General features: G+C 63.7%; 2 protein-coding genes. One reads left to right on the forward strand and one right to left on the reverse strand.

Going from position 1 to position 13,994, the window contains the following annotated elements:
* Positions 1-200: 200 nt before the first annotated feature.
* The gene (locus AB5K84_RS28585) at positions 201-12,587 is read left to right on the forward strand and encodes a beta strand repeat-containing protein (protein WP_011086495.1); all 12,387 of its coding nucleotides are present in this window, start codon (positions 201-203) and stop codon (positions 12,585-12,587) included.
* 561 nt (positions 12,588-13,148) lie between these two features.
* Here the strand turns inward: AB5K84_RS28585 and AB5K84_RS28590 are convergent.
* On the reverse strand, positions 13,149-13,364 hold the full coding sequence (locus AB5K84_RS28590; protein ID WP_161535439.1) for a hypothetical protein: 216 nt from the start codon (positions 13,362-13,364) through the stop codon (positions 13,149-13,151).
* Between the last annotated feature and the right edge of the window lie 630 nt (positions 13,365-13,994).

Here is a 13,994-nt window from a genome sequence, read left to right on the forward strand (position 1 = left end):
GTTAAGTTTCAGTACGTAGTTTTCCCTATTTTCTGTTTCCAGCTTGACGCACTTCGCATTCTCAGAAACATTCTCCAAAATTTTGCAGATCGCCAAACGCTTTTACTTCCATCCAACCGACGCAACATTTGAGCGCCGACACTGACAAAGCCAACCGGGTTTGGACAGCTAACCAATAAATTTTGGGGAGGGGCACAGCCATGTCAAATTCAGCCGCGATCATCGGTACGCCGACGAATTCGACCGTCACCGAAGACACCAATCTGCAGACGCTGGTTGCGGCGGGATCGATTTCGATTTCGGATGCCAATGCCGGGCAGGCGGCTTTCAAGACGACGGTCATCGCCGCTTCAGGCGATCTCGGCACCCTCACCATCGCTGCCAACGGCTCCTACGTCTACTCGGTAGCAGACAGCAAGGTGCAGTATCTCGGCGCCGGCGACACCAAGGTCGATAGCTTCACGGTCACCTCGCTCGACGGCACCCAGAAGCAGGTGGCCTTCACCATCTACGGCGTCAATGACACCGCCATCATCGGCACGCCGACCGTCGTCGACGTGGTGGAAGATGCCACCAGCCCCACCCTCAAGGCGACCGGCACGCTCTCGATTTCGGATGCCGATCAGGGCGAGGCCGCGTTCAAGACCGCCGTAATCTCGGCGTCAGGCAACCTCGGCAATCTGGTCCTGCAGAGCAACGGCAGCTACAGCTATTCGGTCGCCGACAGCGCCGTGCAATATCTCGGAGCCGGCCAGGTCAAGACCGATGTCTTCACGGTCACCGCGCTCGACGGCACCACCAAGCAGATCACCTTCAACATCCACGGCACCAACGACGCAGCCGTGATCGGAACGCCGACCCAGCACGACGTGGTCGAGGATGCCAGCCAGCCTACCCTGTCGGTTTCAGGGTCGATCTCGATCTCGGATGCCGACCAGGGTCAGGCCGCCTTCAAGACGACGGTGACGTCGGCCGCTGGTACGCTCGGCAACTTCGTCCTTGCAGCCAATGGCACCTATACTTACTCCGTCGCCGACAGCGCCGTGCAATATCTCGGCGCGGGACAGACCAAGGTCGATACCTTCACGGTCACCTCGCTCGACGGCACCACCAAACAGGTGTCCTTCACCATCCATGGCGTCAACGACGCCGCGATCATCGGCACGCCGACCGTGCACGATGTGACCGAGGACGCCACCAACCCGATCCTCTACGCGGTCGGCACCGTCTCGATCACCGACGCCGACCAGGGCGAGGCCGCATTCCAGCCGGCGCTGCTGGCCGGCAGCGGCAATCTCGGCGTGCTGATCATCGGCAGCGACGGCGCCTACATCTACGCCGTGCTCGACAGCGCGGTGCAGTATCTCGGCGCCGGCGATACCAAGGTCGATACCTTTACCCTGACGGCACTCGACGGCACCACCAAGCAGGTGTCGTTCACTATCCACGGGGCCAACGACGCCGCCATCATCGGCACGCCGACCGTGCATGACGTGACCGAAGATGCTAATCCCACCACGCTGACCGCCTCCGGCACCATTTCGATCTCCGACGCCGACCAGAACCAGTCCACCTTCAAGACCACCGTGACGGCCGCGGCGGGCACGCTTGGCGCACTCTCGATCGCGACCAACGGCGCCTACACCTATTCGGTTGACGATTCCAAGGTGCAGTATCTCGGCGCCGGGCAGACCAAGACCGAGACCTTCACGGTGACCGCCTACGACGGCACCCAGAAGCAGGTGTCCTTCACCATCCACGGCATCAACGATGCCGCAGTCATTGGCACTCCCAGCGTGCACGATGTCTATTCCGATCCGACCAAGTCCAGCTTGACCGCGACCGGCTCGATCTCGATCTCGGACGCCGATCAAGGCGAAGGAGCGTTCAAAACCACGGTGGTTTCGGCGGCGGGAAATTCCGGGCATCTGACGCTCGCGGCCGACGGCAGCTACACCTATTCCGTTGCGGAAAGCGTGGCGGCCCAGCTCGGCACCGGCGCTTCGAAGGTCGATGTCTTCACGGTCACCTCGCTCGACGGCACCACCAAGCAGGTCTCGTTCACCATTCACGGCGGGACCCCGGCGAACACGCCGGCAACGATCGGCGATCCCACCAACGCCAGCGTGACCGAGGACGTCGGCGGCAGCACGCTGACGGCATCCGGCACCATTTCGATCAGCGATCCCGACGCCGGCCAGGCCGCGTTCCAGACCACCGTTGCCCCGGGAGCCGGCAATATCGGCACGCTGTCGCTACAGAGCAACGGCAGCTACACCTACTCGGTCCTCGACAGCGCCGTGCAATATCTCGGCGCCGCTGACAGCAAGGTCGACACCTTCACCGTCAAATCGGTCGACGGCACGTCGAAGGTCGTCTCCTTCACGATCCATGGTGCCAACGACGCCGCCGCCATCGGCGATCCGCAAACCCACGACGTCACGGAAGACAGCGGCGTTCAGCCCTTCGGCAACCTCGTCGCGTCAGGCCAGTTGACGGTGGTCGATCCGGACCAGAACCAGTCCTGGTTCCAGCCCGGCACCATCACGGGCGCCGGTAATCTCGGCACCCTGACGCTGGCGGCCGACGGCACCTACACCTACGCGGTTGCCGACAGCGCCGTGCAATATCTCGGCGCCGCTGACAGCAAGGTCGACACCTTCACCGTCAAATCGGTCGACGGCACGTCAAAGGTCGTCTCCTTCACGATCCATGGCGCCAACGACGCCGCCGCCATCGGCGATCCGCAAACCCACGACGTCACGGAAGACAGCGGCGTTCAGCCCTCCGGCAACCTCGTCGCGTCAGGCCAGTTGACGGTGGTCGATCCGGACCAGAACCAGTCCTCGTTCCAGCCCGGCACCATCACGGGCGCCGGCAATCTCGGCACCCTGACACTGGCGGCCGACGGCACCTACACCTACGCGGTTGCGAATTCCGCGACCCAGTCGCTCGCGGCTGGCGATACCCATATCGACAATTTCACCGTTCATTCGTCCGACGGCACCGCCAAGGTGATTTCGTTCAGCGTTCACGGCACCAACGATGCGGCCACCATCGGCGATCCGCAGGCGCACGACGTCACCGAAGACGCAACGACGCCGACCCTGTCGGTGTCGGGCCAGTTGACGGTGAGCGATGCGGATCACGATCAGTCCGCCTTCGCCACCAATGTGGTATCGGCTGCGGGCAATCTCGGCCAGCTCACCATCACCGCCGACGGCCATTACACCTACAGCGTCAATAACGCTGCGGTGCAGGGCCTCGCGGCGGACGAGGTCCGGATCGAGACCTTCACCGTCTCCTCCGTCGACGGCACGCAAAAGCCTGTTGCGTTCACGATCCACGGAACCCAGGACGCCCCTGCCCTGCAAATCGCAACCGCCTCGGGCGCCGACGACGCCCCGATTTCGCTCTCCATTGCGGCCCATCTGGTCGACGATAGCGGCACGCTGGCGCCGATCGTCATCACCGGCATTCCGTCCGGCTATACGCTCAACCACGGCACCTTCTTCGACGGCGACGGCCACTGGGAGGTGCCCTCCGACGCCGCCACGCTGGCGACGCTTGCACTGATCCCCGGAGCCGACGCGCACCAGGACACGTTGGTGCTCAACGTCTCGGTCGCATCGATCGAAAACGGCCAACAGGCCTTCGCCTCGGGCCTGATGACGGTCAACGTCTCGGCAAGTCAGAGCGACTCCAGCGCCCGCGCGGTCGACGGCTACGTCGCCGGCGCGTTCGTGTTCGCAGACGCCAATGGCAACGGCACCTACGACACGGGTGAGGCTTCGGCCGTCACCAATGCCGATGGCAGCTTCACCCTGCACAACCCCCACGGCACCCTCATCATGTCCGGCGGGACCGACATTTCCACCGGGCTCGCCTTCTCGGGCACGCTCAAGGCTCCGGAGGGATCTACGGTCGTCACGCCGCTGACCACCCTGATCACGACCATCGCCGCGACCGGAGTCTCGACGGCCGATGCGACCAACCAGGTCGCAACCGCCTTCGGGATCGACCCGACCCATATCGACATCACGACCTTCGATCCGGTCCCCGCCGCCGTCTCCGGCGACACGGCAGCGACCGCCGTGCTGTCGGCCGGCGTCCAGGTGCAGAGCACGATTGCGCAGATGTCCGCCGTCGGCGTTTCGTCGACGGATGTGGTCGCTGCGATCGCGGACGCCATCGCCAACCCCGGCAGCGTAACGCTCAATCCCGGCGAAACCATCCTGACCTCGAGCGCATCGGTCCAGTCGATCGCGACCAGCGCGGGCGTCAGCTCCGACGCCCTGACGACCGTGACCAGCGTAGTCCAGGCCGCCAACGCCAGCATCCAGGGCGCCCAGGACGTCACCACCATCGCCCAGGCGGCCCAGGTCGCCCAGGGCGACGCAACAGCCTCGCTCGCGGCCATCACCAACTTCGCCGACCCCAACCAAACCTCCGCGGTGACCCAGACCTATGTCGACAATCTGTCGACCCAGGTGAGCCAGGCGGTGGTCGCCAGTCCAGCCGGCCCCGTCCTCGGCACGTCGGGCAATGACGTCCTGACCGGAACGGCAGCCATCGACACCATCGACGGACGCGAAGGCAACGACCAGATCTCGGGCGGCGACGGCGCCGATCTGCTGTTCGGCGGAGCCGGCAACGACCGGATCGCCGGCAATGCCGGTAACGATCATATCGATGGCGGCGCTGGTTTCGATCGCGCGCTCTACACCGATGCGACCGGCGGCGTCACCATCAACATGGCCGCCGGCACCGCGTCGGGCGCGGGCGTCGACAGCGACACGCTCGTCAACATCGAAGGCATCGTCGGCAGTGCCTTCGCCGACACCTATGATGCGACCGGATTCACCGGGGTCTCCGGCATCCCGGGCTCCCCGATCGGCTACAACGAATTCGAGGGCGGCGGCGGCGACGATAGCATCACCGGCACCGTCAACGCCGAGGGCGCCTTCCTGACGCGGGTCTCCTATGTGAGCGCCACCGCCGGCGTGACCGTCGACCTCGCCGCCGGCACCGCCGACGGCGACGCGTCCGTCGGGCACGACACGTTCCACGGAGGCATCCAGTCGGTCTGGGGCTCGAGCCACGACGACATCTTGCGCGGCAGCAATAACGGCTTCGGCACCGTCGAAGTGTTCTCGGGCTTCGCCGGTAACGACACGTTCGACGGCCGCGGCGGCTTCGACCGCGCCGACTACAACCAGGATCCGACCACGACATCGGGCATCACGGTCCACCTGGCCGCCGGCACCGTCACGGGCGACGCCTCCGTCGGGACCGACACCCTGATCTCGATCGAAGCGGTCCGGGGTACCAATTTCGCCGACACCTATGACGCTACCGGGTTCTCCGGGACCAGCATCAATGCCGGATCGAACGGGACGTTCAACGAATTCACCGGTGGTGGCGGCAACGACACCATCATCGGCAACGGCAACACCCGCATCAGCTTCAACAATGCGACCGCCGGCGTGAGCGTGGACCTGCAAACCGGCGCGACGCCGGGCACGGGCACCGCCACCGGAGACGCCTCGGTCGGCACCGACACCTTCAGCGGCGTGAACGCTGTGCAGGGATCGATGTTCGACGACACGATCTACGGCAGCAACAATACGGCCGTGACCGAGACCTTCACCGGCAATGCCGGTAACGACTATATCGACGGCCGCGGCGGCTTCGACATCGCCAGCTACAACAACATCTACCTGTCGACCGGCAGCATCGCCGTCAACATGGCGGCCGGCATCGTCGTCGGCGATTCCTCGATCGGCACCGATACGCTGCGCTCGATCGAGGGCATCCAGGGCACGGTGAACGCCGATACCTACAACGCGACCGGGTACGGAGCGGCCGGCGCGTTCAACGTCGGCAACAACGGCACATTCAACCAGTTCGAGGGCCTGGGCGGCAACGACATCATCACCGGCAACGGCAATACCCGCGTGATCTACGCCAATGCCACGGCGGCGGTCACGGTGGACCTGTCGCTCGGCACGGCTCACGGGACCGCGGCGGGCGATCTGGCGGCGATCGGGACTGACAGCTTCACCGGCGTCTTCAGCGTAACCGGCTCGGCCTTCGCCGACACCCTGATCGGCAGCGCCGGCAGCGACATGTTCGTCGGCAACGGCGGCAACGACCAGATCAACGGCGGTGCCGGCGGCGACATCGCCATCTATTCCGGAACCAAGACTCAGTATTCGATTTCGACCGACGGCGCCGGCCACGCCACGGTGACCGACAACGTCGCCGGACGCGACGGCACGGATACGCTGACCAACGTCGAAGCGTTGCAATTCACCAACGGCACCGTCCTGATCACGTCGGGCAGCGCCGCGAACCCCGTCGACCTCTCCGACACCAGGCTGTACTTCAACGCGGCCACCAATCCGTTCACGTCGGCGACCGGATCGGCCGACGATTACGTCAAGATCAACCAGGGCCTGTCGGGCCACCTCATCGACCTCGGCGCCGGCGCGAACGACACCGTGATCCTCGGCGTCACCGGCGGCTACAACCTCAACCTCGCCAATGTCGAGTATCTCGTCGGTACCGCCGGCGACGATTTCGTCGGCTTCGCCTCCAACGTCAACGGCCTGACCATCGACATGGGTGGCGGCAACGACACCGTCAATCTGGCCAACGGCTCGAACTCCGTCAGCGCGAGCAATATCGAGAACCTGAACGGGAGCGACTTCGCGACCGGCAGCCTCTCCAACGACACGCTGAGCCTGCTCAACAATGTAACTGGACTGTCGGTCAACCTCGCCAACGGCATCAACACGCTGAACCTCGCCGCCGGCGCCAACGCCTTCGTCAACATCTTCAGCGTCGATACCATCAACGGTACGGCTTCCGACGATTCCTTGTCGATCGCCAACGGCCTATACTCGCCGAACAACGATGTATCGATCGATCTCGGCGCCGGCAACGACACGCTGACGGTCAGCTCGCAATTTGGAGGCTTCGCGCTCCACAATGTCGAGCATATGGTCGTCACGTCGGCCAATGCCTTCTACAGCCTGACCAACGACCAGAGCGGCCTCGCCATCGACTTCGGCGGCGGCAATTCGGACCTGCAAATCGCGGCTGGAAGCAACAGCCTCGCGCTGACCGGCCTCCAGAACGTTGGCACCGGCGACTATATCGGCGGCACAGGCTCCGCCGCGTCCGACGACACGCTGACGCTGCTGAATGATGTCAGCAACCTGACCGTCAATCTGCAAGAGGGCAACAACACCCTGAACCTTGCGGCCGGGACCAATTCGATCACCGCCTTCAACGTCCAGCACATCTACGGCACGGCGTCGGACGACGTCCTGACCATGCTGAACGACGCCGGCGGCGACACCATCGACCTCGGTGCCGGCAACGACACGCTGAATCTGACCGGCTTCACCGGTGGTGTCACCGTCGCCAATGTCGAACACGTCAACGGCAGCAGCCAGACCGACTTCATCACCATCGCCAACGCGTCAGGCACCACGACCGTGACCGGCGGCGTTGGCAGCGACGTCATCACGGCGAGCGCCGCGACCGACATTATCCGCTACACCGATGCATCCGATTCCTCCACGATGACCGGCGAGGACACGATCAACAATTTCGATGCCGCGCACGACCAGTTCCTGCTGGACGGCGTCGCAGGTCTCGCAGGCTCGGTGCACTTCATGGCATCGGGCGTGCTCGACGGCTCGCCCGCGACACCGCATACCGAGGCGATCCTCGCCAATGTCGGCGGCCAGACCCAGCTCCAGATCGACGTCGACGGCAACGGCACGATCGACGGCAGCGACATCGTGGTCGTCATGAACGGCCTCACCGGCTCGCTAAGCGATGCCAACTTCGCCGTGATCGCGCCGAACCACGCACCGACCGACATCGCGATTTCCAACGCGACCGTTGCGGAGAACAGCCCCGCCGGCACCGTCGTCGGCACGCTGTCGGACACCGACCCGGACGCCGGCGACGGCGCCGCCTTCACGCTGACGAACAGCGCAGGCGGCCTGTTCGCGATCTCGAACGGCAACCTCGTGACCACGGCACCGCTCGACTTCGAGCAGGCGGCCTCCTATCAGGTCGTCGTGCAGGTCGCCGATACCGCGGGTGCCACCTTCAGCAAGACGCTTCAGATCGGCGTCACCAATGTGAACGAGGCTCCGACCGACGTCACCCTGACGAACGCGTCCGTTCTGGAGAATTCGCCCGCCGGCACCATCGTCGGTAGCCTCGCGGCAATCGATCCGGATGCGAACGATTCTGCCACCTTCACCCTGCCGAATGATGCCGGCGGCCTGTTCGCCATCGCCAACGGCAATATCGTCACCACTGCCCCGCTCGACTACGAACAGGCAGCCTCGCACCTGGTCACCGTCCGCGCCACCGATGCCGGTGGGCTGTCCTTCGACAAGACCTTCACCATCGCCACTGGCAACGTCAACGAGGCGCCGACCGCCGTGCTGCTGTCCAACGCCTCGGTTGCGGAGAACAGCGCGGCCGGCGCCGTCGTCGGCGCCCTGTCGGCGATCGATCCGGATGCGGGCGACAGCGCCACCTTCACGCTCACGGACAATGCCGGCGGCCTGTTCGCGATCTCGAACGGCAATCTGGTCACCACCGCCGTGCTCGACTTCGAGCAGGCGGCCTCCCACCAGGTCACGATCCGTGCCACCGATTCCGGCGGATTGTCCCACGACACGACGTTCACCATCGCGACGACCAACGTCAACGAGGCGCCGACCGCCATTTCACTGTCCAACGCCACCGTGCCGCAGGGAACGGCCAACGGCACGGTTGTCGGCACACTCTCGGCGGTCGACCCGGATGTGGGCGATAGTGCAACGTTCTCGCTGCTCGACAATGCCGGGGGCCAGTTTGCGGTCAGCGGCAACAGTCTGGTGGTTGCGGGCGCACTGTCCGCTGGCCCACAGCAGGTGGTCGTGCGCGACACCGATTCCGGAGGGCTCACCTTCGACAAAACCATCACGATCAGCGTCACGACGGGCGCACTCGTCGTCGGAGATGCCAGCAACAATAATCTGGTTGGCACGGCCGGCGACGACACCATCCAGGGCCTTGGCGGCAACGACAAGCTACAGGGGCTCGGCGGCAACGATACGCTGGACGGCGGCCAGGGCTTCGATCGCGCGATCTATACCGACGCCACCAGCGCCATCACCGTCAACCTTGCCGCGGGTACGGTGACCGGCGGATCAGGCTCGGACACGCTCGTCAACATCGAGGCCATCGTCGGCAGCGACTTCGCTGACACGATCAATACGTCCGGGTTCCTCGGCGACAGCGGTATTGCGGGAAATCCGCTCGGCCTCAACGAGATCGAAGGCCGCGGCGGCAACGACACCATTATCAGCGATGCCAACAGCCAGGGGGCGCCGATGACGCGCCTCTCCTATGTCAGCGCAGCCGCAGCCGTGACGGTCGACCTCGCGGCCGGAACCGCCCACGGCACCGCCGCAGGCGATACGGCGAATGTCGGCACCGATACCCTCGTCGGATCGGGCTTTGCTGCCGTGATCGGCTCCGCCTTCGCCGACACCCTCCTCGGCAGCAACAACGCCAGCGGCACGGTCGAGATATTCGACGGCCGCGGCGGCAACGACACGCTCAATGGGCGCGGTGGTTTCGACCGCGCCGACTATGCGCTCGACCCGGCAACGGCGTCCGGTATCACGGCCAACATGGCAGCCGGAACCGTGACCGGAGACTCCACGATCGGGACAGATACGCTCGTTTCCATCGAATCCATCCGCGGCACCAATTTCGTCGACACGTACAATGCCGTCGGCTTCTCGGGATCCGGTGTCAATCCCGGCTCCAACGGTACTTTCAACGAATTCAACGGCATGGGCGGCAACGACAGCATCACGGGCAACGGCAACACGCGCCTTGCCTTCGTCAACGCCACCGGCGGAGTGACGGTCGACATCGCGGCCGGAACCGACTCGGGTGACGCCTCGACCGGCAGCGACACCTTCTCCGGTGTCAACGCCATCCAGGCTTCGATGTTCGACGACACCCTGCTCGGCAGCAACAACGCCACCGGTACCGAAACCTTCACCGGTCTCGCCGGCAACGACTACATCGATGGCCGCGGCGGCTTCGACCTCGCGAGCTACAACAACATCTACTTCTCGACTGGTCCGGTGACCGTCAATATGGGCGCGGGAACAGCCACGGGCGATGCGTCCATCGGTAACGACACGCTGCGTTCGATCGAAGCGATCCAGGGCACCAATTTCAACGATTCATACGACGCCAGCACATTCGGCACCGCCGGAGCCCTCAATATCGGCAACAACGGCACGTTCAACCAGTTCGAAGGTCTCGGCGGTAACGACACCATCGTGGGTAACGGCAACACCCGGGTGATCTACAGCAGCGCTGCTGCCGGGGTGACGATCCACCTCGCCGCCGGCACTGCGACGGGAGATGCCTCCGTCGGAACCGATACCTTCTCCGGCGTCAACAGCGCGACCGGAAGCCAATTGGCCGACACCTACGACGCGACCGGATTCACCGATAGTGGCACCTTCAATAGCGGCACCTTCAACCTGTTCGAGGGCCTCGGCGGTAACGACACCATCACCGGCAACGGTAACACACGCATCGCCTATGCGCAGGCGGCGGCCGCCGTGACGGTCGACCTGTCGCTCGGGACCGCACATGGCACGGCCGGCGGCGATCTCGCCAATGTCGGTACCGACACCATCACCGGCGGCGTCAATTCCGTCCAGGGATCGAACTTCAACGACACCCTGATCGGCGGCGGCGGCAATGAGTTGTTCTTCGGCGGCGGCGGTAGCGACACGATCAATGCCGGCGGCGGCAACGACCAGATCACCGGCCAGGCCGGCGCCGACACGATCGATGGTGGTGCCGGAACCGACATGGCCATCTATACCGGTCCCTCCTCGGCCTACACCATCACGACCCTCGCAGGCGGCCAGATCCAGGTCGCGGATTCCAATTCCGCCCGGGACGGCACCGACGTTCTCACCAATGTCGAGGTTCTCCAGTTTAGCGACGTCACCACCCTGCTCGCCTCGGGGACAGCAGCCAACCCGATCGACATCTCGAGCATGGGCCTCGGAGCCAACGGCAACGCCCTCCACGGAACGGCAGGCGACGACTACCTTATGGTTGGAGGCAGCAGCTTCGGGCATCCGATCGATCTCGGCGCTGGCAACGACACCGTGATCCTGGCGACCGGTGGCGCCTCACTCACCTTGACCAACGTCGAAAACGTCCTCGGCAGCAGCGGCGACGACTTCATCAGCCTGACCAACAACGCCAACGGATTGTCGATCGATGGCGGCGCGGGCAACGACTTTGTCAGTCTCGCCAACGGCCTCAACTCACTCACCGTCCACAACGTAGAAAACGTGAACGGCAGCGATTTCTCCGGTAGCTCGGACGATACGCTGACGCTGCTGAACGACGTCACCGGCGTTTCGGTTAACCTGGGCAACGGCAACAACACGCTGAATCTCGCCGCAGGCGCCAACTCGCTGGTCGACATCTTCAATGTCCAGCACATCAACGGAACGTCATCCGATGACGTGCTGACGGTGACTGACGGCGTCTTCGGGCCGAACAACAATTCGATCATCGATCTCGGTGCGGGTGACAATACTCTGAACTTCAGCTCTGGCGGCCTATCGCTGACCGTGTTGAACATCCAGCACATCAACGGCAACGCGCTGGACGACTTCGTGCAGCTCAACAACGATGTGTCGGGCATCGCCATCGATCTCGGCGGCGGTAACGACACGCTCATACTGGCCAGCGGCACCAACTCCGTTGCGGTCAGCAACGTCGAATCCATCAGCAGCAACGACTTCTCGGGCGCGCCGTCCGACGACACACTGACATTGCTGAACGACGTCACCGGCGTCTCGGTTAACCTCGCACAGGGCAACAACACGCTGAACCTCGCCGCCGGCGTCAACTCGCTCGACAGCTTGTTCAATATGGCGCAGCTGAACGGAAGCGCTTCCGACGACACGCTGACCGTGACGCAACAGTCGTTCGGAACGGTGTTCGACATGGGCGCCGGCAACGACACCATCAACTTCCAATCGACCGCTGGCGGCGTCACGGTCGTCAATACCGAGACCGTCAACGGCAGCGCCGGCAACGACTTCATCACCATCAGCACCGGCGCGACCGCCACGACGATAACCGGCGGGGCCGGCGCCGACATGATCACCGTCGGGTCCTCGGCCGTGAACTTCAACTTCAACGCCGTCGGCGACTCGCAGACCGGCAATGGCGATACCATCGTCAATTTCGATGCAACCAGCGACACGTTCACGTTCAAGAACATGACCGGGCCGAATGGATTCACCGGAGCGGTTCACTTCGTCGGCACCGGGACGTTCGACGGAACGGCGCAAGCTCCGCAATCCGAGGCGCGCGTCGACAATGCAAGCGGGAATGCAACCCTTCAGATCGACGTCAATGGCGACGGCGTGTTGGATGCAAACGATGTCGAGATCCACTTGACCAACTACGTCGGAACGCTGCACGATTCGAACTTCATCCTGGCCTAGGGGACGCCGAACTTCCGCACCCTGCCCACACCTGATGTGCCTCGCCGAAATGCGGGCCGCGTAGAGATCGACGATGATCCGTCCTGCGGTTGCGCGGGAGGGTCAACGAACTCCGCGCTTCATTGATAAACTGCCTCCCTGCGCCCACCCATTGCGCAGCGGTTTCCAGCGCCTTAAGACGTCTGCGCTCATATGCTGTCGTAAGATTTTTCTAGATCTCCCGGTGCACGTCGTGCACACGCCGGCGTCTAACCAATTGTAAAACTTGAACTCTCGTTCCAATCCATCATCGGCGCGGTGGCAAATTTGCGGTCCAAGCTATTCATCTTATTGAGGTATTTTAACTCCGATCAGCCCTTTATGTGATTGGACCGACTGAGAATTCTCGTTTGACGAGGCTTCCGTAGATTGGCTCTTCTAGGACGATATCTGCATGAATTGGAAGCGGAAATCGCCTCTTCGGATTATCAGTGCACACGTCGCGTGCGCGGGAGCGGGCGTGCACACGTCACCCGAATGGCGTATGTCAGAGATCCTGGAGAGCGATGGCTTCGGTTATACTCATTCAGCGATGTGAGTATAAATCGCATGCATATGCTGCGCCCATTCAATCGCGGGCCATTCATTGACCGGCCAAACCCGGATTTTCGCCCCGATATTTGACCGCTGGCACGCTAATGCTAATGAAACACCGTTATGCGCCGAATGAATACGAACGAACTCGAAAGGCAGGCAAAGGGGGTGGCCGCCCTGATGCGCATGCTTGCCAATGAGCATCGTCTGCTCATCGTCTGCAAGCTCGTCGAATATGGCGAAATCAGCGCTACAAGTTCAACTGGGAGAGGCCGTTCCTCGACGGCGGCAAGAATTCCTATTTCGAGAACTCCTTCGTCAACATCGAGACCATCATGAAGCGGCTGGGCCAGGAGCACGGCGTGCGCTTCGCGTTCGAGTGCTACGACCTCGGAGCAGCGCTTTGAGGATGGCAAGCTGCACACCGTCAGAGAGGCCGGCATCGTTTGCGCATACGGTACCTGTCTCCCCGGCCACCGGCAATCTTTGGCCAAGCAGGGAGAGACGGCGCAGCAGCAAGTCTACCTGACCACGCCCGGTATCGGGCCGAGCGGGCCGCGGCATGCGCACGGCGCACCGGGAGGCGCCGGAGGAGCGCGGCAAACGATCGGAGGTGGTCCCGGAGGACCGGGAGGAAATGCCACGCAACGCAGGCGCATGGGCCTTGGCGGCGGTGGAGGCGGCGGCGATCCGAAGCCGGGCGGGCCAGGCGGCGGAGGCGGCGGCGGGAACGGTTGGGCCGAAACGCCGCTCGCCGCGCAGAACGCGATCATCAATGCCAAGGTCAGTCTACGCATGTCGTCACTCCTCGCGACTTCCGCCGCAGATTGCCAC

The organism is Bradyrhizobium sp. 1200_D9_N1_1 (assembly GCF_052075915.1).
Taxonomy (GTDB): domain Bacteria; phylum Pseudomonadota; class Alphaproteobacteria; order Rhizobiales; family Xanthobacteraceae; genus Bradyrhizobium; species Bradyrhizobium diazoefficiens.

Bases quoted from the DNA above. Each gene is read 5' to 3' on its own strand.
- AB5K84_RS28585 (WP_011086495.1), top strand. From the start codon at position 201: ATGTCAAATTCAGCCGCGATCATCGGTACGCCGACGAATTCGACCGTC.
- AB5K84_RS28590 (WP_161535439.1), bottom strand. From the start codon at position 13,364: ATGCTCATTGGCAAGCATGCGCATCAGGGCGGCCACCCCCTTTGCCTG.